This is a genomic window from Collinsella sp. AF31-11 (assembly GCF_003475605.1).
Classification (GTDB): domain Bacteria; phylum Actinomycetota; class Coriobacteriia; order Coriobacteriales; family Coriobacteriaceae; genus Collinsella.
Window position 1 is genome coordinate 148,895 of sequence record NZ_QRQS01000004.1, and the last position, 24,385, is coordinate 173,279.

Below are 24,385 nucleotides of genomic sequence, written 5' to 3' on the forward strand. Positions count from 1 at the left end.
TAGCGCCGAGGCAGTGCTGAATGAAAAACTTGATTTGATAGGAGCAAACATGAGTGTTGTTATGGCACGAATCGACAATCGCCTGCTTCACGGCATCATCGTGACGCAGTGGGCCCCGGTGTCGGGCGCGACCCGAGTCATGGTCATCGACGACAAGGTCGCCGGCGACGAGGTCCTGAAGTCCACCATGAGGATGGCGCGCCCCGCGGGCATGGCCGTCTCGATCATCTCCGAGCAGACCGCGCTCAAGAACTTCGCCGCGGGCAAGTACGACCGCGAGAAAGTCTTCGTCATCGCCAAGGAGCCCGAGACGATGCTTCGCCTGGTCGAGTCGGGCGTCGAGCTCCCGTCGCTGGTCGTCGGCGGCTCGCTCATCAAGGAGGACGGCATCCAGCTCACCCAGCGCGCCTACGCCTCCGCCGAGAACGTCCAGAGCTACAAGGCGCTCATCGCCCGTGGCGTCAAGGTGACGGCCCAGTTCGTGCCCGCCGACAAGCCCGTCTCCGTCGCAGACCTCATCTAAGGAGGAAATATGGTCAACTTCACTATACTGCAGGTTATCCTTCTGACCCTGCTGGCCTTCATCAAGCACGTGGACTACTACGGCATCCCGATGATCTTCGTCAATTACGCCGTTTTCTGGGGCCTCATCACCGGAGTCGTCATGGGCGACTGGAAGACCGGCCTTGTCATCGGCGGCACCATTCAGCTCATGCAGCTCGGCGTCGCGGGCTTCGGCGGCTCCTCCATTCCCGACTATGGCACGATGGCCATCATCGCCACCGCCTACGGCGTGACCCTGGGCTCCGACACGGGCCTCGCCATCGGCCTGCCGGTCGGCATGCTCGGCATCCAGCTCGACGTCGTCGTCAAGATCCTCAACGGCTTTGTCGTCGAGAAGTCCCAGAAGTTCTGCAACGAGGGTAAGTTCAATCAGATGAACGCCATCCTGTGGGTTTGCCCCGCGCTCTTCGGCCTGTGCGCCGCCCTGCCCGTCTTTGTCTCCGTGACGCTCGGCCAGCCCGCCGTCAACTGGCTCCTCGAGGTCATGCCCCAGTGGTTCCTCTCCGGCCTCACCCTCGCCGGCAAGATGCTCCCGGCCGTCGGTATCGCCATGCTGCTCCGCTACATGCCAACCGCCAAGTACTTCCAGTACCTGCTGGCCGGTTTCTTCCTCTCAGCCTTCCTGAACGTGCCCATCATCGGCGCCGCCATCGTCGGCTTTGCCCTCGCGATCGCGTTCTACCAGCGCGCCGAGAGGGACACCGAGCTCGCCGCCCACGCTTCCGCAGACGCCTTCATCGGAGAGGATGAGTAACCATGGAAAACGAGAACATCACCGCCGTCGCCGAGGGCAAGCCCTCCGGCTACAAGGTCACCAAGAAGGACCTGCGCAACGCGAACTGGCGCTGGCTCATGAGCGTGTGCACCTTCAACTACCAGACCCAGCAGGGCGCCTCAGTCGCCTACGCCCTCTCGCCGGTCCTGAGGAAGATCTACACGAACGACGAGGACTATAAGCAAGCGCTCAACAACCACTTCCGCTACTACAACACCCAGCCTTGGCTCGCCGCCATCATCCTTGGCGCCTGCGTGGCCATGGAGGAGCGCGACGGCCTAGCGGCGGCGGACGCCGTCCAAGACCTGAAGATCGGCACCATGGGACCGCTCGCCGGCGTCGGCGACTCCCTGCTCATGACCATGATCCCGACCATCATGGGCTCCATCGCCGCATACATGGCCATCGAGGGCAACCCCGTGGGAGCCGGCATCTGGTTCGCGCTCATCCTGGCCATCTTCTGGGTCCGCATGCACGCCCTCGAGTTCGGCTACAAGCAGGGCGTGAAGCTCGTCACCGACTTCAGTGAGAAGCTTCCCAACCTCACTGCCGCCGCCTCCGTGCTCGGCCTCACCGTGGTCGGCTGCCTCATCGCCTCGGTCATCGGCGTCACCTGCCCGATTAGCTTCAGCTTCGGCGACGTCGCGATGGAGATTCAGCCGCTGCTCGACAAGATCCTGCCTGCCATGATCCCCGCTGCCATCACGGGAAGCGCGTATTACCTTCTTACCAAGAAGAACGCGAGCATGACGGCCCTCATCCTCGTGGTGATCGTCCTCGCGATGGTCGCCTCCGCCGCCGGCATCCTCGCCTAGCTTCGACCCAAGAGATTGGTGAATCAATGAGAAAGATAGTTGTGGCGAGCCATTCCCTTCTCGCCCAGGGCTTCAAGGACACCCTCGAGTTCCTTACGGGTAAGGGCGACGCCGTCAACGCCGTGTGCGCCTACGTGAACGACAACGGCGAGGGGCTCGACGCGGCGGTCGAGGCGGCTCTTTCGGGCACTGACGAGGTCGTCGTCCTCACCGATGCGTTCGGCGGCAGCGTGAACCAGCGCTTCTCCCGCTTCGCCTCCGACCGGATCCACGTGATCGCGGGTGTCAACCTCCCGCTCGCCATGACGATTGCGCTCGCGCGCCCCGACGAGAAACTCGACTTCGACGCCCTCGTCAACGAGGCGCGCCAGCAGATCATCTACGTGAACGGTGCCAGTTCCGCCGAGTGCGACGACGACGAATAGAGGAGGTCGACGATGAGAGAGTTCCTTAAGGACGTGTGGATGCACGGCGGTGAGGAAAGCCGCGCCATCACCCCCGAGAACATCACGGGCGAGAAGGGCCGCGCCGCCATGTCGGCCAGCCACCTCGGCGTCGGCCGCAAGGGCTCGTGCTGCGTGCCCCTTGAGTCCGGCGAGACCATCACGCTCGCGGACATCGAGGGCCCCGGCATCATCCGCCACATCTGGATGACCGTCCCCGACAAGACCGCCGCCGGCAGCTTCGTCATGCGCGACCTCGTGCTGCGCTTCTACTGGGACGACGAGGAGACCCCCTCGGTCGAGTGCCCTGTCGGCGACTTCTTCTGCAACGGCTTCGGTGAGCGCGCCATCGTCAACTCGATGCCCATCTGCGTGAACCCGACGGGTGGCATGAACTGCTACTTCGAGATGCCCTTCAGGAAGCACGCCAAGGTCACGCTTACGAGCGAGCACCCCGGGTTCATTAAGTACATCTTCTACACGTTCAACTACGCGCTCACCGACGTGCCGGACGACGCCATGTACTTCCACGCCCGCTTTAACCGCGAGCGCAGCACCCGCAGGGGCGTCGACTACACCGTGCTCGACGGCGTGCGCGGCAAGGGCTACTACGTCGGCACCTACATGGCCCTGTGCGCCCTGGAGCGCTATTGGTGGGGCGAGGGCGAGATGAAGTTCTTCTTCGACGGCGACGAGGAGTTCCCCACGGTCACCTCAACGGGAGCCGAGGACTACTTCGGCGGTGCCTGGGCCTTCCTCGACAGGCCGCCCCACGCGCTGCCCGAGGCGCAGTGCTTCAACACGCTGTTCGCCGGCTACCCGTACCGCTCGACGCGCGACGCCACGCGCGACCGCTTCAGCGCGGGCAAGCCGAACCCGAACCCGATGCTCGCGACCAACGACGACGCGCTGCCCAGGCACGGCCTCTACAGGTGGCACCTTCCCGACCCGATCTCGTTCAAGGAGGACCTGCGCGTGACGTTCCAGGACCTCGGCAACGACGACATCAAGCTCTACGAGCGCGAGGACGACATCTCCACCGTCGCCTACTGGTACCAAAGCGAGCCGCACGCCGTGCTCGCCCCGTTTGCCGCAAGGCAGGACCGCGTGCCCAGGTAGGGTCGCCTCGAAACAAGCCAACGTTATGGGCGCCCGCGGTTGACCATGACTGCGGGCGTCCCTTTGCAAGGAGGATCACATGAGCGAAAAGCAAATGAGGCTCGGCGCCCTCGAGGCCGGCGGGACCAAGATGGTCTGTTCCGTGGTGTCCGGCGACGGCGAGGTCCTCGACCGTATAGAGACCCCGACGCTTACGCCCGCCGAGACCGTCCCGCAGATGATCGAGTGGTTCACTGCCCGCGATGTGGACGCGTTGGGCATCGGCGCCTTCGGCCCGACCTGCGTCGACCCCGACGACGAGCGCTACGGCTCCATCCTCCAGACGCCCAAGCTTGCGTGGCGAGGCTATGGTCTTCGCGCCGCGTTCGCCGACGCCCTCGGGATTCCGGTGGCCTACGACACGGACGTGAACGTTGCCTGCCTCGGCGAAGTGGTCTTCGGCTGCTGCAAGGGGCTCGAGGACGCCGTCTACGTGACCATCGGCACCGGCGTGGGCGCGGGCGTCATGTGCGCGGGCAGGCTCCTTCACGGCATGCTGCACCCCGAGGCCGGCCACATGCTGGTAAGGACCCGTCCCACCGAGGAGGGACGCTGCGTCTGCCCGAGTCACGCGAGCTGTCTCGAGGGCCTCGCCTCCGGCCCCGCCATCGCCGCGCGCTGGGGAAAGCCCGCGGCCGAGCTCGCGGACAACGATGAGGCGTGGGCGCTCGAGGGGGATTATCTGGGGCAGATGTGTGCGAACCTCGTGCTCATGTACTCGCCTCGCCGCATCGTCCTCGGCGGCGGCGTGATGCACCAGGAGCAGCTCTACGGCATCGTCCGCAAGAAGACCCTCGAATATCTGGGTGGCTACATCCAGACCGCCGAGCTTAAGGACATGGAGAGCTATATCTGCGCCCCGGGCTGCGGCGGCGACCAAGGAATCCTCGGCGCGGCCGAGCTGGCAAGAAGGGCGCTCGCGTAACTTGCGCTCTCTCCGCCATACAACGCGTTAAGAAAAGACGAGCGCTTCTTGCCAATTGAGCGGCAAGAAGTGCTCGTCTTTTGCATTTGTTTTTGGGGCAGGACGCCCCGCCTCCGCTAGAGTCCCTGGACCGCCACACCCACGAGGTTTGGACCGGTGTGGACAAGAAGCGCGGGGCTGATGTCGGAGCGGACGACCTCCACCGCGTTGGCCACGCGCTCGCACAGGGCCTGCTCCATGCGGTCGTAGAGGTCGGCGTGGGCCGAGGTGCAGCTCACGGCAAAGCGCACCTTGGGGTGCTTCTCGACGATGGCGGCGATGAGCTTGACCTCAGTGCGATGCGGTACTTGCACAGCCATTTCGTGTGCGCGAGCCTGTTGGCTTTCTGGGCCACAGCAATCACCTTCCCCCTAGTATGATGACCTGAATAATCCTCATGCTAGGGGGAAGGTTTTTGTCGCGTAGTGGAAATTGGCCTCCACCCGCTGAGCGGGTGGCTTTCTATGCCGCGCGGCACGGACTATAGTCCATGAATAAAAACGAGGGAGGCCACGTCCGGCCTCCCTCGCAAAGGGTCTCTGATTATTCCCACTCATTGGGGACAGACTTAAATGAGTGCTCTTGAAATGCCGGCGCCTGGGGACGTTCCTTTTCTGTCGGCAGTTTGGGACGATCCTTAGAGCTGTAGTGCGCCATGCTCGACGAAGCGAAGCGGATCATCCTGTCTTTCTAGTTCTAAGCAGAATTCCCCGTCTCTGTGCAATGACGACTGCGCATTTGTGCGTATTTGTGTGCGTAAAATTACGTGACCTTGCGTGTACATGCGCCATCTGCGGCTGAATTATGACTATTTGGCGGTAATATACGCAGAAGTACGCACACACACGCGAATTCGTGCGAATATAGAGCCGTTAGAAATAAGAGACTTTTCACGACGTAGGAGGCACATATGGCAGATTCCAAACAGGCTCCGCTCGATGCTGCGGCAGCAGCAAAGGCAGCGTTCGCTTCGGTCCAGGACAAGCCGTTCCCCGAGAACATCTTTACGGCTCCCGAGCTTCGCTGGGCCGTGATCGGCTGCGGTGTTATTGCCAACCAGATGGCCCAGTCTCTCGCCCTCGCTGGTCGCAAGCTTGCGGGTGTCGCCAACCGCACGCTGTCCAAGGCTCAAGCTTTTGCTGAGCAGTATGGCATCGAGAAGGTCTATGACACGGTCGAGGACCTCTATGCCGATCCTGACATCGATGCTGTCTATATCACCACGCCGCATAACACGCACATCACTTATCTGCGCGCCGCTCTGGCAGCTGGCAAGCATGTCCTCTGCGAAAAGGCCATTACCCTCAACTCTGCCGAGCTTGACGAGGCCCGCGCCATCGCCGACGAGCACAACGTGGTCCTTATGGACGCCACTACAGTGCTGCACATGCCGCTGTATCAGGAGCTCCACCGTCGCATGGATGCGGGCGACTTTGGCCGCATGAACCTCGCCCAGCTCAACTTTGGCAGCTATAAGGAGTACGGCGACCTGACCAACCGCTTCTACAACCGCAGTCTCGCCGGCGGCGCCATGCTCGACATCGGCGTCTATGCCCTTTCGGTCATGCGCCTGTTTATGGCCAACCAACCCGCCGAGGTCGTGTCTCTGGGCAATACCTGCGAGACTGGCGTTGACGTCGCGGGCGGCATTGTCTGCCGAAACGCCGAGCAGCAGCTGGGCGTCGTGAGCCTTACGCTCCACTCCAAGCAGCCCAAGCGCTCGGTTATCAGCTTCGATAAGTGCTATATCGAGGTCAACGAGTATCCGCGCGCCGACCATGCGACCATCGTGTGGACTGCGGACGGCCACCGCGAGGAGGTCCACGCCGGCACCGAGGCTTACGCCCTTTGCTATGAGATGGCCGATCTTGAGAAGGCCGTCGCCGGCGATGATTCCAAGCGTGAGCTTCTGGATTATGCTTCTGATGTTATGGAGCTGATGACCAAGCTCCGTGCCGATTGGGGAGTCGTCTACCCCGAGGAGGAGTAAGCGATGCTCGCGGAAGATAGGCTCAATGCGATCGTCTCGATGGTGCAGCAGGCTGGCTCAGTAACGGTGCCAGAGCTTGCCGATGCCCTGGGTGTGACGGCTTCTACCATTCGACGCGACCTGCAGACACTTGACCGAGCGCACCGCATCGCCAAGGTGCACGGTGGCGCGACAAGCCTTGAGCGCGCGCACGTGATGCGCGACCTAACGCTTAATGAGCGCAGCGACCTCCATAACGACGACAAGGAGCGCATCTGCGCTCGCGCCGCGGCGCTCGTGGAGTCCGAGAGCTTTGTGTACATCGATTCGGGTTCTACGACGCTCAGGCTCATCGAGCATCTTCCGCGCCTTGACGGCGTCACCTATGTGACCGACTCCGTGCTCCATGCCCAGCATCTCGCCCTGCGCGGTATGCGCGCCGTTGTACTGGGTGGCGAGCTCAAGCCCGAGACCGAGGCGCTCGTCGGTCCCGATGCCTTGGCAACCCTGGACCGCTATAACTTCAACTGCGGCTTTTGGGGTTCCAATGGCATCGCCGCCGAGCAAGGTCTCACCACGCCGGATATCGAGGAAGCGCAGGTCAAGCGTATCTCGATGCGTCATACCGCCAAACGCTTCGTAATCTCGGACGCCAGTAAATTTGGCATGGTGGCGCCCGTCAAGTTCGCGGACTTCCGCGATGCAACGATTATTACCGCAGGCGAGGTGCCCGCCAAGTACCAGTCGATGGACAACGTCATCACGGTCTAGCGAGCGGGGGGGGGCAGGCTAAGGCCAATGCCATTTAGTTTTCTCAGTAGAAAAGCGGCAACGTCCATCCCGGGCGTTGCCGCTTTTGTTGTCTACCAGTTTGTATAAATCTGTAACAACTGGACCGTTAAAAGTGGGTTAGATGTTACAGATTGAGATGCTTCCGAACCGCGCCGTCCCTTTGTCTCAATCTGTAACGGCTGGGACCGATTTTGCCGAGTTATTGTTACAGATTGAGATTTTCCCTTGAGGGGGATTCGAATGTCTCGATCTGTAACAGGTAGACCGGAAAATGGGTTCTAACTGTTACAGATCGAGACGTTTTGGGACCGCGGCTGAGCCATTGCGGCAAAACCACCACAAAGGTGCCTGTCCCCATTGTGGTGGTTTAGGGCTCCCAGGGGCAGGGGGCTTCGATGTGGATGTGCTCGCCGGTTACGGGATGCGTGAAGGACACGCTGTGGGCGTGGAGCATCAGACCGCAAGGGCGCGGCGTTCCGTACAGGTCGTCGCCAACTAGGGGATGACGCTCGCTCGCCAGATGCACGCGGATTTGGTGCTTGCGTCCGGTGAGCAACTCAACATCGATATACGAGCGCGTGGGCAGGCCACGGCGGCTCTTAAGGCGCTTGAGCACCTTCACGCGCGTCTGTGATGGCTTGCCGCTGGCGCCGACGCGCATCTTGCGGCTGTCGTGGCGGTCGCGGGCGATGGGCTTGTCGATGAGCTTTTCGTTCCAGTCGATCTTGCCCTCGGCGAGCGCCAGATAGTGCTTTTCGAATGCGTGGTCGATGATCATCTGGTCAAAAGCGGGTTGCGTCTGCTTGTCGAGCGAGAACAGCACCACGCCGGTGGTGTCGCGGTCCAGGCGGTTGAGCGGCTGCATGTCGGTCGCGGCAAAGCCGTCGCCCATCGCCAGCAGCAGGTCGCTGGCGTAGTCGGTAAGTGTGCGCTCGCCGGTGCCGTCACCGTGGACGATCATGCCGGCGGGCTTGTCGATGGCCATGAGCCAGGCGTCGCAGTAGAGGACTTGAGGTTCTTCGTTCACGTGTAAGCCTTTCGGTTAGCTAATTCCCACAAACATGCAGCCCGAGGTCGCCCCGCGTAGGCGGGCGGCGGGCTTGCGGCCGGCCTGCGCTGCTTCGACGGCGCGACGGACGCGGGCGACGGCACGGCCCACCTCATCCATCTCGAGCAGTGTGCCGTCCACCATGAGACGACGGACGCCGGCATCGAGCAGCTGAGGAACCTGCGGCGTGAGGTCGATGGGGTAGGCGTCGTACAGGCGCGAGCGGCCATGGATATCGGTGCGCACCGGCATGACCTTGCCATCGATATTCTTGAGCGACAGCTTGCGGGCACGCAGGCGGCAGTTGGCACAATCGTGGATGCAGCCGTTGGCAACCTGCAGAATGCAATGCTCGCTTGTCATGACGCGCGGGCGGCCAAAGACGGTGATGCCCAGAGCCGCGGGCGCGGCGGCGCCGAGCGAGACAATCTCGTCGAGTGTGATCTCGGGCGAGAGCCAAAACGCACCGGCTCCGCGCTCGGCAAGCGCCTCCATGCAGGGCGTGTTGTGCACCGGCAGGCAAGAGCGAATCTCGGCCGTGGCGCCAACCTGGGCGGCCAGGGCAAGCTCAGAGATGTTGCCAATAGCGACCGTGGCGCCGGCAACAACCCACGGGTCGACGCGTACGTGGTCGACGGCGCGACAGACCTCGTCGAGTACGGGCACGATACCCTGCTCAAATGCATCGGCAGGGGAGAGTCCGACAGCCTCGAGCGCATCGGTGGTCATGTAGATGCGCGTGGCGCCCTCGGCACGAGCTGCTTCGGCGGCCTCGAGCGAGGTGACGGCGGCGCAGATCTGCGGCTCATCGCGGTAGTGCTCGGGCGTGAGGCGGGAATCACTGGTGACAATCGCCGGCAGCTCGAGCGTTTTCGCGCGCTCCTCGTACGGTGCCAGAATGGCCTCTTCCAGCGCTTTACAAGCGGCGGCGCGCACTTTATGCACGGCGGAGAAGCCCATGCCGCAGCCGGCGTCGAGCGAAACGTCAAAGCTTGCGGCCTCAAAGGGAGAGGAGCCCATGCGCCCGACGTGCTCAACCAGATCGGATGCCTCGACGGCGCGGGTCTTGGCAGCCTCGACGGTAAAGCCCGTGGTCGTGGCCGTAAGCGAAGGATCGTCGCAACAGGTGAGCGTAACGGCAAACGGCTCGCCCAGACGCGCCACAACGGACACGTCTACGGCGCGGCGGCGCAGCACATCGCGCTTGAGCGCGGCGCCGGCGGCGTCAATGGCGCGCTGACTGCGAATCACGCGGACGCGGCAGCCCTCGGGCATGCTGCGGGGCACGCGACATTCGATGATGTCACCGGCGGCGGCATCATCGGCGGCAATGGTGGTCAGGAACTGGTCAAACTCGTTATCGTGGCGAAGCTCTAGCAGGTCGCCCTTGCCCACGGGTTCAAACAGCTCAATGCGGGCGATGGCGGCGCGGCGACGGCGGTCGTCGGGCTTGAGGCCGCGCACATCGCGGTTGGCCGGGCGGCTGCCCAGCACCGTGCCCACGATCTGGCCGCGGTTGTTGGAACGCTCATAGCTCATCATCTCGTCGCCCGAGGTACCGTCCTGATAGGCGTGCGTAAAGTCGCGGTTGAAGCAGCGCTTGAGCTGGCGCTGGCGAGCGGCTTGTTCGTCCTTGGAGGTCGAAACATCGGCCAGCATATCGTCAATTTGATGACGATACACATCGACGATGGAATACACGTAATCGGGGGCCTTCATGCGGCCTTCGAGCTTGAGCGACGCGGCACCGGCGTCATACAGGCGGCGCACGAGCTGCGAGGTGTTGGTGTCGCGCGGGCACAGCGCGCGCTCGCGCCCGGCAGGGGAGAGCGTGCGGCCGCCCTCGTCGATCAGCTCGTAGGGCAGGCGGCAGGGCTGGGCACACATACCGCGGTTGGCCGAGCGGCCCGCCATGGCAAAGCTCGAGAGCAGGCACAGGCCCGAGTAGCAAAAGCAGATGGCGCCGTGGCTAAAGACCTCGAGGTCGACATCGGGCGCGGCGTCGTGGATAGCGGCGATCTCGTCGATGGAGAGCTCACGCGAGAGGGTTACGCGGTCGGCGCCCTGCTCGCGGCACCAGATGGTTCCGCGGTCGTCATGGATATTCGCCTGGGTCGAGATGTGCGTCTCGATGCTCGGCATGGTGCGCTTGACCTCAAAGAACAGGCCCCAGTCCTGGATGATAAAGGCATCGGCGCCCAGCGTGGAGCAGCGATGGATGAGCTGCAGCGCATCATCCATTTCGGACTGCTTGATGACGATGTTCACCGTGACGTAGACGCGCGAACCGGCCAGGTGCGCGGCGCGGCAAGCCTGTTCAAAGGCCTCGTCGGTAAAGTTGGTCGCCTTGCGGCGGGCATTGAAGCTGCCCATGCCGCAGTAGATGGCATCGGCCCCGGCGGCGAGTGCGGCGGCAAAGGGCTCCGGGCCTCCGGCTGGGGCCAAAAGCTCGGGCCTGCGGTTGGTGGTTCGGCTGGCGGTTGCGGTCATATCCTGCCTTTCAAAATGCTCAGATACTCAAAAGTATAGTGGCGCCGCCGCGGCAGGAGATGCCCGTGGCCCAAGCGGGATAAAGTCTTCAGCAGCTTGGGGCTTCTGTCCCAGAAGAGAACCGTTCGGCGGTTCGGAGAAACCGTTAGGCAATAAATCTTTCTCGCACAATAATAAAATTCTTGCACAGCGCGGAAACCTTGAGTACTATCCCAATCAAGCGCGGCATTCAGACCGAACTGTGCCTCCCGGTATGAATGCCGCGCTCCCGTTCCCTTTTACTTGTAAGGAGAAAAACATGAGCAAGACCGTCGTGTCTTCCGATAACGCACCCGCAGCCATCGGCCCCTATTCTCCCGGCATCCAGACCGGCAACATGGTGTTCCTGTCCGGCCAGCTGGGCATCGATCCCGCAACCGGCAAGATGCCTGAGGGCGTCGAGGCCCAGGCTAAGCAGTCCCTTGCTAACGTCGAGGCCCTGCTGACCGCTGCCGGCGCCACGTTTGCCGATGTTGTCAAGACGACGGTCTACCTGGCCGATATTGCCGACTTTGCCGCCGTGAACGAGATTTACGCCTCCAAGTTCGAGGCCCCGTTCCCCGCGCGCAGCGCCTTCCAGGTTGCCGCCCTTCCGGCCGGCGGTCTGGTCGAGATCGAGGTCGTCGCCGCTCTCTAAGGCGTAGGCGAAAACAAGACATGACATACAAAAGAACCCTGCAGCGCGTGTGAAGCTGCAGGGTTCTTTGTGTCAGGGGTAGTTTTTTTTGGGACGGGGCTATTTTAGCTACCCCTACATGCAAGATTGATTTTACTTGCGGCTCATCGAGATCACGGGCAGAGGGAGGGTAGCTAAAATAGCCCCGTCCCAAAAAGACTACCCGCGCTCCATTCTGCTCGTTAGCCCTCCTTGCGGACCTTTTGCAGGTAGCGGTATACGCTGGGCTCAGAGATGCCCAGCGCGGAGGCGGCGCAGGCCACGGCGCCCTTGAGCATAAACACGCCGTTGCCGTTGAGATGGCGGATAACATCGACGCGGTCGGCTTGGCCGAGCGAAGAAACTTCCATTCCGCGGCTTTCGAGCAACTCGGAAATACTGCGGTCGATGAGCTCCTGTGTGGACTCCGAAAGGCTTTCGACCTCGATAGGGGCGGGCTCCGTGCGCGTCGGCGCCGCGTCGAAGCACGCCACGAGCTGCTGCACCATGGCGTTGATGGAGCGCACGGTCGAGAGGTCGGTGTTGACGCAGAGCATACCGACGATCTCGTCATTCTCGCGGATAAAGTACGTCGCTGACTCCAACGTCTTGCCGCCGGCACCGCGTCCCTCGTAGCCCGTAATAAACGGCAGGTCGCGATACTTGGCGTCGTGCATGATCTTGAGTGCCAGATCGGTGGCGGGACCGCCGACCTTGCGGCCGCTCACGATGCCGTTGCGGATATCGACGATTGCGTGGTCGGGATCCGAGAAATCGTGCAGCACGATTTCGCTGTTCTTACCGAGTACCTGCTCCAAGAAATCGACCATCGGCAAAAAGCGACGTACGGTCTCGTTCACGGGCAACTCCTTTGGGTTCTATCGAAGTGTTCATAACAGTTTTTCTCATGGTAACACGCTGCCCATCATCTCGCATATCCGCAGGTACATTGCGTAATACAGACGAACGGTAGGATTTTGGCGGTAAGCAGTCGACCAAAAGAAAAGTTAGATGTTATTTTGACCAGACACTTTTCTGACCTGCGGAAATGCGTTTTCTCAGCTGAAGAATGGTCTGATAACAAAAAATTATTATTGAGAATGAGAATCATCTTTAATGCGATATGCAACGAAGGCACAACCTCAACCCTGCACTGCGTCACAATAGAGCGTTAGATGCGAAAACAACTACTTCGAGGATTGGTGGTCAAATGACCCAGGAGACGGTTACGAACGGCACTGAAGCCCTGTTCACTCGCGAAGGCATGCCTCCCGTTAAGGCTTTAGCTTTGGTGCGCTGCTGGGCGGCGAGATCGTCGGCGGCGCCGTTGTGGTCCTCTTTGGTCTGGCCTACAGCAAGATCAAGTAGCTGTTCCCGCCCGTCGTGACCGGTACGGTCATCTTCTCCATTGGCGTCTCTCTATTCCACGGCCGTCAAGTATATGGCCGGCGGTATGGGTACGCCGTTGTGGGGCACCCCGCAGGCCTGGTACGTCGCTCTTATCACCTTTGTCGTGGTCTTTGCGCTCGCCAACTTTGGCAAGGGCACGCTCAAGTTGGGCTCCGCGTTCTTTGGCATGATCGTCTCCATCCCCTTTGGCATGATCGACTTCTCCAGCGTCGCCACCGCTCAGGTCTTCGCCCTTCCCAAGCTCATGCCCTATGCGCTCGAGTTTGATCCCGAGGTCTGCATCGCCCTCGCCGTCGTGTTCCCCATGGTTGCCATCCAGGTTATCGGTGACGTCTCCGCCGCCTGCTGGGCTCCATCGACCGTATGCCCACCGAGCGCGAACTCTCCGGCGCTATCGTGTCCCAGGGCCTCACTTCTATGGTCGGCGGTCTGCTGGGCGGTCTTCCCACCAGCGCCCTTGGCCAGAACGTGGGCATCATCTGCTCCAACAAGGTCGTCAACAAGTGGGTCTTTGTGATCATCGCAGCCGTCTTTGCCATCGCCGGCCTGTTCCCGCAGCTCTCTGCCGTCCTTTCCGCTATCCTGCAGCCCGTCATCGGCGGCGCGACCGTCGGCGTCTTTGGCACCATCACCATGAACGGCGTGTGCATGTTCACCCGCGAGAGCCTCACTCAGCGCACTACCACCATCGTCGGCACCTCCGTTGTCTTTGGCCTGGGTATCTGGATGGCCAGCGGTTGCCTTGCCGGCGAGGGTATGCCCACCTGGGTGTCCACCGTCATCGGCTCCAACGCCGTGACCCCCACCGCCATCATGGCCATCGTGCTCAATCTGATCCTTCCGCAGACGCCGGTCGTGGCTCAGCACATCGATGCTGCCAAGGACGCTGCCGTGGATCTGGTCTTGCCCGAGAGCAAGAAGTAATCAATTCGGTGCTATTTGTCGGCGGACGCATCGCCTCGTCCGCCGACGCCATGCGGCGATAGGCCGCACTTCAATGGGTTTGTTCCTTTGGTGAAGTGTTGACGGGAGAGGGCCCGTTTCCGGTGTAGGCCGGCACTTCGCACTCCGCCATGTCAGAGGTGTCAAATCCCGCTCCTGATGCTGAAGGGAGCATCCATGCTTCTGGTCGCTAACGGTTCCGTTTTTACCCGCAACGCTCAGACCCCGTTCATTCCAAACGGTGCGGTCGCCATTGACGGAGATACGATCGTCGAAGTGGGCCCCGAGTGCGAGCTCAAGGCCAAGTACCCGGATGCTGAGTACGTCGACGCCCAGGGCAACCTCATCATGCCCGGACTCATCAACTGCCACACCCACATCTACTCGGGTCTGGCCCGCGACCTTGCCATCAAGGGCTGCAACCCCACCAACTTCCTGGAGAATCTTGAGCAGCAGTGGTGGAAGATCGACGACAACCTGACCCTCGCCGGCACCAAGGCCAGCGCCTATGCCACGATCTTGGATTCCATCCGCGATGGCGTCACCACGATCTTCGATCATCATGCGAGCTTCTGCGAGATCCCGGGAAGCCTCTTTACCATTAAGGATGCAGCTCAGGAGCTGGTCATGCGTTCGTGCCTGTGCTACGAGGTCTCCGATCGCCGCGGCCAGGAAAAATGCGACCAGGCCATTGCCGAAAACGCCGAATTTGCCCAGTGGGCCGCCAAGGAGTGTCGCGATAACGACAACCACATGATCGCCGCCATGCCCAACGTGGGCTGGTGCGAGGCTATGACCATGCTGTTCGAGAACAACGTCAAGATGGCCAGCAAGTACTTCGATCGTAAGCTCGATGTGCTTGAGCCCGGCGCTGCCGCCGACGTCATCGTCATGGACTACAAGCCCTTTACGCCGCTGAGCGAGGAGAACATCGACGGCCACATGCTCTTTGGCATGATGGGCAAAAACTGCCGCACCACCATCATCATCAACGGCCGCGTCCTGTACAAGGATCGCGAGTTCGTTGGCATTGATGAGGACAAGATCAGCGCGTGGGCCATGGCCGAGTCCAAGAAGCTCTGGAGCACGCTCAACGATCGCGCCTACTAATTAACAAGTAGATTCACGCGCGTCGGATGTTTCGCCGCATCCGACGCGCGTATAGGCGACCTCTGCGGGGTCGCCGGCGCTTGTGCTAGCGCTACACCGTATTTGCGCCCGCCGCGCGGTCTCGCCGGGCGCTACAGAGAGGAGCTCACTATGAGCGACATCATGAGGCCGATCCCGTTTTCGCAGCTGATGAACTGGGTCATCGAGGAGCACAAGACCCAGGACGCCATCTTTGGCGTGCGCAAGATGGTCACGACCAACCAGGAGGGCGCGCTTCCCATTTTTGACGAGCGCATCGAGACCCCGTTTGGCCCGGCTGCCGGTCCCAATACGCAGCTGGCCCAGAACATCGTGGCATCCTACGTGGCCGGTTCTCGTTTCTTTGAGCTCAAGACCGTTCAGGTGATGGATGGCGAGGAGCTCTCCAAGTGTGTGAACAAACCCTGCATTGTGGCGCAGGACGAGTGCTACAACTGCGAGTGGTCGACCGAGCTCGAGGTTCCGCAGGCCTTTGCCGAGTACGTGAAGGCATGGTTTGCCTGCCACCTGATCGCTCGCGAGTACGGCCTGGGAAGCCCGGACGGCTTTGTCTTCAACATGTCCGTGGGTTATGACCTCGAGGGTATTAAGAGCCCCAAGGTCGACGCCTACATCGAGGGCATGAAGGACGCCAGCGGCTCTGACGTCTGGAACGAGTGCCGCACATGGGCGCTCGCCAACCTGGACAAATTTGAGCATGTCGATGCCGCGTTTGTCGAGTCCATCCCGGCGCGTGTCTCCAACTCCATTACCGAGTCCACGCTGCATGGTTGCCCGCCGGCGGAGATCGAGCGCATCGCGACCTACCTGATCACCGAGAAGGGCCTCAACTCCTACATCAAGTGCAACCCCACGCTGCTGGGCTATGAGTTTGCACGTCAGCGCCTCAACGAGCTGGGCTTTGACTATATCGTCTTCGATGACACGCACTTCCGCGAGGACCTGCAGTGGGCCGATGCCGTGCCTATGTTCGAGCGCCTGATTGCCCTGTGCGCCGAGCGCGGCCTGGAGTTTGGCGTCAAGCTGACCAACACGTTCCCCGTCGATGTGACGAGGAACGAGCTGCCCTCCACCGAGATGTACATGTCGGGCCGTTCGCTGTTCTCGCTGACCATCGAGGCCGTCCGCCGCATTACCGAGCAGTTCGATGGCAAGCTGCGCATCAGCTACTCCGGCGGTGCCACGGTCTACAACATCCGTGCCCTGTATGACGCCGGCATTTGGCCCGTCACCCTGGCGACTGACGTGCTCAAGCCCGGTGGCTACGAGCGCTTTAGCCAGATGGCCGGCGAGTTTACCGATCTGGACGGCAAGCCGTTCGCGGGCGTCTCTCTCGACGTCGTGACCGCGATTCAGACCGATTCGCTCACCAACCCGCTCTACAAGAAGCCGCTGCGCCCGCTGCCCGACCGCGAGGTCGCCGGCAAGAGCCCGCTTTCCGACTGCTTTACCACGCCGTGCCGCACGAGCTGCCCCATCCAGCAGGATATTCCCGCCTACCTGGCGGCTGTTGACGAGGGCCGCTACGAGGACGCGCTTAACATCATCATCGAGCGCAACGCCCTGCCGTTCATTACCGGTACCATCTGCCCGCATCCCTGCGGCCGTTCCTGCGAGCGTGCGTTCTACGAGCCCGAGGGCGCCCAGATCCGCGCCAGCAAGCTCAAGGCCGCCCGCGAGGCCATGACCGCCGTGCTGCCCAAGCAGCGCGCCCAGGCCATCGCCAACGACGGCGAGCGCAACGTTGCCGTTATCGGCGGCGGCCCTGCCGGTCTGGCGACGGCGTTCTTCCTGACGCGTGCCGGCGTGCCCGTCACCATCTTTGAGGCCCGCGACTCGCTCGGCGGCGTGGTCCGTCACGTGATCCCCGAGTTCCGTATCGCCAGCGACGATATCTACCACGACGCCGAGCTCTGCCTGGCCTTTGGCGCCAAGGTGCAGCTCAACGCTCGCGTGGATTCCATCGACGGGCTCAAGGCCCGGGGCTTCACCGACGTGGTCGTGGCCACCGGCGCCTGGATGCCCGGCTCTGCGGGCTTGGGCGAGGGCGCCGAACTCGACGTGCTGGAGTTCCTCGAGGCCGCCAAGAAGGGCGAGAAGCTCGAGCTGGGCGAGGACGTCGTGGTCATTGGCGCCGGCAACACCGCGATGGATGCTGCCCGCGTGGCCAAGCGCCTGGCAGGCGTGAAGAACGTGCGCCTGGTGTATCGCCACACCAAGAAGCAGATGCCCGCCGACGAGGAAGAGCTCGATCTTGCTCTTGCCGACGGCGTTGAGTTCTGCGAGTTGCTGGCGCCCAAGGCGCTCAACGGCGCCGTGCTGACCTGCGATGTTATGGAGCTTGGCGAGCCGGATGCAAGCGGCCGTCGCAGCCCCGTCGCCACGGGCGAAACTGTTGAGCTTCCCGCCACCACGGTGATCTGCGCCGTGGGCGAGGGCATCGATGCCAGCCCGTACGATGCCGCGGGCGTCGAGCACGACCGTCGCGGCCGCCTTGCCGCCACCTCCACCGGCGTCGAGGGCGTCTGGGCTGCCGGCGACTGCCGCCGCGGTCCGGCAACCGTGGTCGAGGCTATCGCCGATGCCGCCGAGGTTGCCCGTGCCATCGTCGGTGTGGACTTTAACAGGTACGCCGACTGCAACGAGCAGGCCGGTCGCGAGGATACCTGCTACGAGCGCAAGGGGTCGCTGTGCCGCGACAAGCGCAACTGCACCAAGACTCGCTGCCTGGGCTGCGGTTCGGTGTGTGAGGTCTGCTGCGACGTGTGCCCCAACCGCGCCAACGTTGCCATTAAGGTGCCGGGCCTGGCCAAGCATCAGGTCGTCCATGTCGACGGCATGTGCAACGAGTGCGGCAACTGCGCCGTGTTCTGCCCCTACCAGGAGGGTCGTCCCTACAAGGACAAGCTCACCCTGTTCTGGAGCGAGCAGGACATGGAGAACTCCGAGAACGAGGGCTTCCTGGCCGTGGACGAGGACTACTTTAAGTTAAGGTCCGCGTCGCCGGCACGGTCCGCACCGTCTCGGTCGATGCCGTCAACACCGGTCTTCCCGAGGCCGTCCGCCTGACCATCAGGGCTGTGCGCGACAACTATTCGTACCTTCTTAAGAAATAGGCGAGTCTCTTATGGCCAAATCCATTCAACATAACGTGGCCTACGTTGCCCGCGGAAGCGGTTGCGCCTCCGCAGGCGGCGACGCCCGCTGCGTGGGCGATGCCATTGTGTTGGTGGTCGCCGAGGACGAAGCGACGCTCGAGAAGGCCAAGAAGCTCGTAAAGATCGATTACGAGCCGCTGGAGCCCGTGCGTAACATTGTCGAGGCCAAGGCGCTAGCGGAGAGCGCGTTCACCGTGACGCGGCGCTTTACCACGCCCTTTACCGAGCATGCCTTCTTGGAGCCCGAGTGCGCCGTTGCCTTCCCGTACAAGAACGGCGTCAAGGTGCAGTCGACCGACCAGGGCGCCTACGACACGCGCAAAGAGTGCGCCCACATGTTTGGCTGGGATAGCGAACCCGAGCGCGTGGTTGTAGAGACCATGCTCGTGGGCGGCGGCTTTGGCGGCAAGGAGGACGTGTCCATCCAGCACCTGGCCGCGCTTGCTGCCTATAAGCTCCAGCGTCCTGTGAAGTGCAAGCTCACGCGTGCCGAGTCGCTCGCTTTCCATCCCAAGCGTCACGCCATGGACGGCACCTTTACGCTGGGCTGTGATGCCGAGGGCAACTTTACCGGCCTGGACTGCGAGATCAACTTTGACACCGGCGCCTACGCGTCGCTGTGCGGCCCGGTGCTCGAGCGCGCCTGTACGCATGCCGTCGGCCCCTACAAGTACCAGAACACCGACATTCGCGGCTTTGGCTACTACACCAACAACCCGCCCGCCGGCGCGTACCGCGGCTTTGTTTTTGCAGGACGTTGCCGAGGCATGTGGCCTGCCGCTTCACTGCATTGCCAACGGCGAGTGCTCCACCGAGAACGCTCCCGACTCCGGCACCACGTCTGGCTCGCGACAGACGGTCGTGACTGGCGAGGCCGTGCGCGGTGCCGCCTTCCTGCTGCGCGATGCCATGCTTGACATCGAGGCCGGCAAGTCTGCGCCCGCCGCTCCCGTGAATGCGCATGGCGACGGCGTCAAGATCGAGTACGACGACGGTCGCGCCTATCAGCTGCACACGCAGGAGCTCGTCGCCGGCCAGGGTATGCATCCTCAGGATCCCGCGGCCGCCATCAAGGCGCTCGAGGGATGTGAGTTTGGCTACGTGTACCTGGAGCCGACCGACAAGCTGGGTGCGGATGTTCCCAACCCCAAGAGCCACATCTGCTACGGCTTTGCCACACATGTGGTCATTTTGGACGATGACGGCCGCGTGAGCGAGGTCTATGCCGCGCACGATTCCGGCAAGATGGTCAACCCCATCTCCATACAGGGTCAGATCGAAGGTGGCGTGCTCATGGGTATGGGCTATGCGCTTACCGAGGACTGGCCGCTCAAGGACTGCGTACCCCAGGCAAGGTACGGTACGCTTGGGCTGTTCCGTGCGCCCGAGATTCCGGATATCCACGCCATCTACGTGGAGAAGGACGAGCTGCTGCCCGTGGCATACGGCGGCAAGGGCATCGGCGAGATCGCAACGATCCCCACGGCGCCCGCCGTGCAGAACGCCTATCGCGCGTTTGATGGCAAGCTGCGTCCGGATCTGCCCATGGTGGATACGCCCTACAGCCGCGTCCGTCACCGCGGCTAGGGTAGAGCGCGGACGGCCATTGCTGACAGATCGTCCGCGCTCAACATCAACTGTATATGCCGTGCCTTCCATCGCTCCTCGGTCACAACAAAAGCCCGACCCCTCTTTCGAAGGGCCGGGCAGGAGGCATTGGATTATATGAGGCAGAACCAAAAACCGCCGCATCGCTCAATCGCCCAAGCGCCGCGGTGTGTGCGGCAACCATGTCTAGGCGGTCATGCCACCGTCGACGATGAGCTGCGTTCCCGTTACGTAGCTGGAATCATCGCTCGCAAAGAACACGGCGACCGTGCCAATCTCACGCGGCTCTCCGCCGCGACCCATGGGAATCTTTGCCAGCGTGTATTGGGTGAATTCGCCGTCGCGCGGCATCATCTCGGAGAAGATCGTTCCGGGACAGATGGCGTTGACGCGAATGCCCTTGGGAGCGAGCTCCGCGCCCATCGAGCGAGTGAACGAGAGCGTGGCAGCCTTGCTGGCGCCGTAGCTGCTCATACCGGGGCAACCGCCAAGGCCGCCGATGCTTGCGACGTTGACGATTGCTCCGCCGTCCGTCATGGCTTTGACGGCAAGCTGCGTGGCATAGACGTAGCTGTGAAGGTTGAGGGCCATCACGCGGTCGAAATCGTTGGCGATGTCCATGGTCTCGACCTGGAAGTTAGTCATCATGCCGGCGTTGTTGACCAAGATATCGAGTTTGCCATACGCCTCGATGGTCGCGGAAAAGAGCATATCGACATCCTGCTCGTTTGTCATATCCGCCTGCACAAAGGTCGCGTCATGCCCAGCATCGCGGAGCTCCTTTTCGAATGCCTCGCCCTTTTCGCGGCGTCGACCGCAGAAAACGACCTTGGCACCTTCCTCGCAATAGCACCAGACGACACCCTGGCCAATGCCCGACGTCGCGCCCGTGACGATTGCGACCTTTCCATCAAGTTTGCCCATCTGTTCCCTCCGTTATGTTGCGAATTACGGTATCAAAACCGCTGATAAACTAAGTTTGGTCTATTTCATTCGGCATTACTAGGGGATAAAATATCCAAAAGTGTTCATAAGAGAACACATAATTAACCATCATTCATTTTGCGAAGCCGGTAATCCATGAATCGCTCGAGGAAAGCATACTTAGAGGCACTTGTCGAGTTACTGCGAACAAAGTCGTATTCCAAGATAACGGCGAGTGACATCATCGGTCGTAGCGGCTACGGACGCACGGGTTTCTACCGTCAGTTCTCGGACAAAAATGCGCTCGCCGCCGCGCTCGTCAAAGAGCATACCGCGATGTATGCTCGAATCCTCGCGAACGATCTGCGCGATTCGCAGTGCAACATGGAGGACATGGTGCGGCATATCCTCGAACACGTAATGCAGCATCGAGCGGAGTACCATGCCATTCTGTCGTCGCAGATTCCTGGGCACGGCTTCGATGAGTTCTGTGCGTGCGCGCTCGTCGATTTTCGCATTATGGCGAACGCTCGCCCCAACTGCTCCGATGCCGAGCTCGACTATGACCTGTTCTACTATGCGACCACGCGCCAGTTCGCGGATTATCTGCGCTACTGGGATGCTCACGGATATGAGCCAGCTGCACCACAAATGGCCAAGTGCATCGCAGGGGTGATTGACCACTTGTCGCCGGGGGACGCCTTGCGTTTTGACAATTCGGATGGCGCGGAAAGTAGGGGAGACGTTGGGCTGATCTCGTTTGCCGAGCTGTCCTAAATTAGTGCCGCGGGTAAAATAAGGTCGACGGCAGCCCAAGTGGTGGAAAGCTGGGCGACGCCGTTACTTAGATCAAGGGGTCAATGCCTTAACGGCGTCGACCCCTCTTCTTTTTCTTCGAACGCTGCTTGAGTGCCTTGGAAAGTCCGACAAGCGCTCGTAGGGCGGATTTGCCTCGGTGCTTCCGGGACATTCCACGTGTGGCGGGGCGCCGCCTCTTTCGCATGCGTGCCGATTGCCATATTACGTTATAGCTAGCTATATTATAGGAAGGTATAATATAGCTAGCTATAACGTAAAGGAAGGGAGGCCCTATGTTTATCGGAAGAACAGCGGAAATGTCCGAGCTCAATCGACTGTATGACGCGGGTTCATTTGAGATGCCTGTGATTTACGGCCGTCGTCGTGTGGGTAAAACGCGTCTTATCACAGAGTTCATCCAAGGCAAGAAGGCTATTTACTTTCAAGCTCGTCGTACTAACGCAGAGGCAAACCTGCACGGCTTTAGCCAGGCGATACTTGCGGGCTCGGTTGGTGCTGCAGGTGTGTCGTTTCGTAGTTTTGACGAGGCATTCGATGCGTTAGCCACCATGGCCCGCGCGGAACGTTTGATTGTCGTGATTGACGAGTATCCCTATCTCGCTCAATCAAATCCCGAGATTAGCTCGTTGCTGCAAGACAAGATCGATCACTTGTACAAAGAGACCAAGCTCATGCTGATTCTATGCGGCTCGTCTCTTTCGTTTATGGAGGAACAGGTGTTGGGCTACGAGAGCCCACTATACGGTAGGCGTACGGCCCGGTTTAAGATCATACCGCTCGATTTTACGACGACCCTCGGCATGTGGCACGACATGGATCGCGAAGACGCTGCGGTTTGCTATGGCATGACGGGCGGCATTCCCGCGTATATCGAGAAAGTCGATTCCGCCGCATCGCTCAAGGACAACATCAGACGTCTATTCCTTACCCCTACGGGCTATCTCTTTGAGGAGCCGAGCAACTTGCTTTTGCAAGAGTGCCGTAATCCCGAGCAGTATGATGCGATCGTGCAAGCAATTGCTCAGGGGCGCTCGAGAATCTCGGAGGTTGCGAGCTCTACGGGAATTCCTGCAAGCAATGTAAAGAGCTATGTGGATAAGCTGGCGTCGCTTGGAATTGTCGAGCGCGAGCTGCCCCTAAACGAGACGAGCAATAAGCGAGCCGTGTATCTGCTGAGCGACCAGATGTTTAGGTTCTGGTACAAGTTTGTGCCGCAGAACATCGGGCTGATTCAAAACGATATGACCGAGATGGCGTACAAGCGCATTGAGCCGTACTTATCGGATTACATGGGCACGGTCTTTGAGCTTATATGCAGGCAGTGCGTGTACGAACTTGCGCGGGCGGGCCAGCTCGACGTGGTCCCTGCGACCGTTGGACGCTGGTGGGGGACGGATAATCGCACGCATACGCAGGAAGAAATCGACTTGATTGTTGACGATGGCGAGGGCACTGCACTGTTTGCGGAGTGCAAATGGCGCAATGAACCGACGGGTGAAGACGTGCTGCAAAAGCTCGTGCATCGAAGCGAGCTCTTTAGACGGCAGCATAAAAGCTACGTGATCTTCTCGAAGCGTGGCTTTACGCAAGGATGTCAGGAAGCTGCGAAGAGCAGGGGAGATACCAAGCTGATTTCGTTTGCCGAGATGTGAGGGCGGGGTAGCTCTGCTCGAGGGCAAGAGCCTGTCCTCGAATTGCTGGAATAGGGCCCCTTCTTTTGTCGTGTTGGCTGCCGGCGGAAAGTGTGTCCCAGATTTCGGCCCCAGAGTGGGATGCCGTTTCCGGATCGGCCCTCAGGCGGAAACTGCGACCCGGAATTTGGCTCCAAAACGGGATACGCTTTCCCGGTGGCATCTCTAGCGGAAACTGCATCCCGGAATGAGCTCTCGGAACGGGACACGCTTTCCCATCGGGGCTTCAAACGGAAACCGTGTCCCGGAATCGAGCCTCAGGGTGGGACACATTTTCCGGTAGAGGCCTGGGACGGAAGGCGTGTCCCAGAATCCGGCTAATCCGATGGCCAGGTGGTTGAGCGAGCGGGCTTCGAGGCTCCATTACTGAAAATTCATTTGTTAAACCTGGCAACCGTGGGTAGAATAAAGTCGACGGCAGCCCAAGGGTGATAGCTGGGCAGCGCCGTTACTTAGTTCAAGGGGTCAATGCCTTAACGGCGTCGACCCCTCTTCTTTTGCTTCGTACGCTGCTTAAGTGCCTCGGAAAGTCCGATAAGCGCCGTGAGGAGCGAGACCAAAGCGGTCAGGAGCTTCACGAAATCAATCAGATCGGTCATGGGCATCACCTCCCGTCGCATGGAGGGCGCTGCCCGGCACATGGAACTGCCGTCAACAACTGCCATTCTATCAAAGCGCGGTCATAAATACGAATATATGTTCGATAATAACAGCAACGTGATTCCCTCGAATAGCAGCCTTTCGTAAGGGCGGCAGAAGACGGCGCTGGGCGATTGGGGATAGACGCGCAGGTCTTCGTCACCGAAAGCCCGTTTGATTAACCAGCCCTCTGTAGGTACACTGCATATTGATGGGCCCGGGATGACCTCTGATTCAAGTCACCGGGCCTCAATCTTTTTCATGCATTTGAATAGAGCGGGCGACTCTCTTGGGGCCGTTGTTAGCGCCGGGCGATTTTAGCCGCTAATAGTC

General features: G+C 61.0%; 22 protein-coding genes and 1 pseudogene. 17 read left to right on the forward strand and 6 right to left on the reverse strand.

All coding sequences use genetic code 11. The features are described 5' to 3' along the window. Positions 1 to 49: 49 nt before the first annotated feature. The 6 genes from DWZ22_RS03810 to DWZ22_RS03835 all read left to right on the forward strand — a co-directional run bounded on the left by DWZ22_RS03810 (position 50) and on the right by DWZ22_RS03835 (position 4,680). Complete coding sequence (locus DWZ22_RS03810; protein ID WP_118405467.1) at positions 50 to 523, forward strand: PTS sugar transporter subunit IIB; 474 nt, start codon at positions 50 to 52, stop codon at positions 521 to 523. Between the two features lie 9 nt (positions 524 to 532). Then, positions 533 to 1,318 carry a PTS sugar transporter subunit IIC gene (locus DWZ22_RS03815; RefSeq protein WP_118405468.1) on the forward strand — a complete coding sequence of 262 codons (786 nt, stop codon included), beginning with the start codon at positions 533 to 535 and terminating at the stop codon, positions 1,316 to 1,318. A gap of 2 nt (positions 1,319 to 1,320) precedes the next feature. After that, positions 1,321 to 2,154, forward strand: coding sequence for a PTS system mannose/fructose/sorbose family transporter subunit IID (locus DWZ22_RS03820; RefSeq protein WP_089572476.1), 834 nt, complete (start codon positions 1,321 to 1,323; stop codon positions 2,152 to 2,154). Between the two features lie 26 nt (positions 2,155 to 2,180). Further along, positions 2,181 to 2,579 (forward strand): PTS sugar transporter subunit IIA, encoded by a 399-nt coding sequence (locus DWZ22_RS03825; RefSeq protein WP_118405469.1) that lies wholly within the window; start codon positions 2,181 to 2,183, stop codon positions 2,577 to 2,579. A gap of 12 nt (positions 2,580 to 2,591) precedes the next feature. Continuing rightward, on the forward strand, positions 2,592 to 3,716 hold the full coding sequence (locus DWZ22_RS03830; RefSeq protein WP_199583441.1) for a glycoside hydrolase family 172 protein: 1,125 nt from the start codon (positions 2,592 to 2,594) through the stop codon (positions 3,714 to 3,716). Positions 3,717 to 3,795: 79 nt separating this feature from the next. Further along, the gene (locus DWZ22_RS03835; protein WP_199583443.1) at positions 3,796 to 4,680 is read left to right on the forward strand and encodes an ROK family protein; all 885 of its coding nucleotides are present in this window, start codon (positions 3,796 to 3,798) and stop codon (positions 4,678 to 4,680) included. Positions 4,681 to 4,796: 116 nt separating this feature from the next. Here the strand turns inward: DWZ22_RS03835 and DWZ22_RS03840 are convergent, their stop codons facing one another. Continuing rightward, the gene (locus tag DWZ22_RS03840) at positions 4,797 to 5,039 is read right to left on the reverse strand and encodes a DegV family protein (protein ID WP_117757095.1); all 243 of its coding nucleotides are present in this window, start codon (positions 5,037 to 5,039) and stop codon (positions 4,797 to 4,799) included. Between the two features lie 590 nt (positions 5,040 to 5,629). Here DWZ22_RS03840 and DWZ22_RS03845 point away from each other — a divergent pair. Beyond that, a complete protein-coding gene (locus DWZ22_RS03845; protein ID WP_118405470.1) occupies positions 5,630 to 6,709 on the forward strand; it encodes a Gfo/Idh/MocA family protein in 1,080 nt (359 codons plus the stop codon). Positions 6,710 to 6,712: 3 nt separating this feature from the next. Beyond that, positions 6,713 to 7,459: a DeoR/GlpR family DNA-binding transcription regulator gene (locus tag DWZ22_RS03850; RefSeq protein ID WP_118405471.1), complete on the forward strand. Its 747-nt coding sequence runs from the start codon at positions 6,713 to 6,715 to the stop codon at positions 7,457 to 7,459. A gap of 388 nt (positions 7,460 to 7,847) precedes the next feature. On the opposite strand, the gene DWZ22_RS03855 is transcribed toward DWZ22_RS03850, so the two are convergent. Then, positions 7,848 to 8,507, reverse strand: coding sequence for an RluA family pseudouridine synthase (locus DWZ22_RS03855; RefSeq protein WP_231501551.1), 660 nt, complete (start codon positions 8,505 to 8,507; stop codon positions 7,848 to 7,850). A gap of 15 nt (positions 8,508 to 8,522) precedes the next feature. Beyond that, a complete protein-coding gene (locus DWZ22_RS03860; protein WP_118405472.1) occupies positions 8,523 to 11,018 on the reverse strand; it encodes a U32 family peptidase in 2,496 nt (831 codons plus the stop codon). A gap of 298 nt (positions 11,019 to 11,316) precedes the next feature. Between DWZ22_RS03860 and DWZ22_RS03865 the strand changes: the two genes are divergently transcribed. Then, positions 11,317 to 11,694 (forward strand): RidA family protein, encoded by a 378-nt coding sequence (locus DWZ22_RS03865; protein WP_035137477.1) that lies wholly within the window; start codon positions 11,317 to 11,319, stop codon positions 11,692 to 11,694. A 221-nt stretch (positions 11,695 to 11,915) separates the two neighbouring features. Here DWZ22_RS03865 and DWZ22_RS03870 read toward each other — a convergent pair whose 3' ends face one another. Beyond that, positions 11,916 to 12,572, reverse strand: coding sequence for a transcriptional regulator (locus DWZ22_RS03870; protein WP_233502090.1), 657 nt, complete (start codon positions 12,570 to 12,572; stop codon positions 11,916 to 11,918). A 593-nt stretch (positions 12,573 to 13,165) separates the two neighbouring features. Between DWZ22_RS03870 and DWZ22_RS10405 the strand changes: the two genes are divergently transcribed. The 6 genes and pseudogenes from DWZ22_RS10405 to DWZ22_RS10420 all read left to right on the forward strand — a co-directional run bounded on the left by DWZ22_RS10405 (position 13,166) and on the right by DWZ22_RS10420 (position 19,958). Then, positions 13,166 to 13,639: a hypothetical protein gene (locus DWZ22_RS10405; protein WP_233546437.1), complete on the forward strand. Its 474-nt coding sequence runs from the start codon at positions 13,166 to 13,168 to the stop codon at positions 13,637 to 13,639. Next, positions 13,540 to 14,046, forward strand: coding sequence for a solute carrier family 23 protein (locus tag DWZ22_RS10410; RefSeq protein WP_233546438.1), 507 nt, complete (start codon positions 13,540 to 13,542; stop codon positions 14,044 to 14,046). The genes DWZ22_RS10405 and DWZ22_RS10410 overlap by 100 nt, the downstream gene beginning before the upstream one ends. Before the next feature lie 195 nt (positions 14,047 to 14,241). Next, positions 14,242 to 15,174, forward strand: a complete 933-nt coding sequence (locus tag DWZ22_RS03880) for an amidohydrolase family protein (protein ID WP_118405473.1) — start codon at positions 14,242 to 14,244, stop codon at positions 15,172 to 15,174. 150 nt (positions 15,175 to 15,324) lie between these two features. After that, a complete protein-coding gene (ygfK, locus tag DWZ22_RS03885) occupies positions 15,325 to 18,282 on the forward strand; it encodes a putative selenate reductase subunit YgfK (protein ID WP_118405474.1) in 2,958 nt (985 codons plus the stop codon). A gap of 58 nt (positions 18,283 to 18,340) precedes the next feature. Beyond that, a pseudogene (locus tag DWZ22_RS10415) lies at positions 18,341 to 19,057 on the forward strand (molybdopterin cofactor-binding domain-containing protein); the annotation flags it as partial. Continuing rightward, complete coding sequence (locus tag DWZ22_RS10420; RefSeq protein WP_233546439.1) at positions 19,023 to 19,958, forward strand: molybdopterin cofactor-binding domain-containing protein; 936 nt, start codon at positions 19,023 to 19,025, stop codon at positions 19,956 to 19,958. The pseudogene DWZ22_RS10415 and the gene DWZ22_RS10420, both read left to right, overlap by 35 nt. Before the next feature lie 207 nt (positions 19,959 to 20,165). On the opposite strand, the gene DWZ22_RS03900 is transcribed toward DWZ22_RS10420, so the two are convergent. Next, the gene (locus DWZ22_RS03900) at positions 20,166 to 20,903 is read right to left on the reverse strand and encodes an SDR family NAD(P)-dependent oxidoreductase (protein ID WP_117734339.1); all 738 of its coding nucleotides are present in this window, start codon (positions 20,901 to 20,903) and stop codon (positions 20,166 to 20,168) included. Positions 20,904 to 21,059: 156 nt separating this feature from the next. On the opposite strand from DWZ22_RS03900, the gene DWZ22_RS03905 reads away from it, so the two are divergent. Both DWZ22_RS03905 and DWZ22_RS03910 read left to right on the forward strand, forming a co-directional pair. Beyond that, complete coding sequence (locus DWZ22_RS03905; protein ID WP_117734340.1) at positions 21,060 to 21,680, forward strand: TetR/AcrR family transcriptional regulator; 621 nt, start codon at positions 21,060 to 21,062, stop codon at positions 21,678 to 21,680. Between the two features lie 314 nt (positions 21,681 to 21,994). Continuing rightward, on the forward strand, positions 21,995 to 23,374 hold the full coding sequence (locus DWZ22_RS03910; RefSeq protein ID WP_118405475.1) for an ATP-binding protein: 1,380 nt from the start codon (positions 21,995 to 21,997) through the stop codon (positions 23,372 to 23,374). 512 nt (positions 23,375 to 23,886) lie between these two features. On the opposite strand, the gene DWZ22_RS10595 is transcribed toward DWZ22_RS03910, so the two are convergent. Beyond that, positions 23,887 to 24,012 carry a hypothetical protein gene (locus tag DWZ22_RS10595; RefSeq protein ID WP_255412934.1) on the reverse strand — a complete coding sequence of 42 codons (126 nt, stop codon included), beginning with the start codon at positions 24,010 to 24,012 and terminating at the stop codon, positions 23,887 to 23,889. Positions 24,013 to 24,385 lie beyond the last annotated feature (373 nt).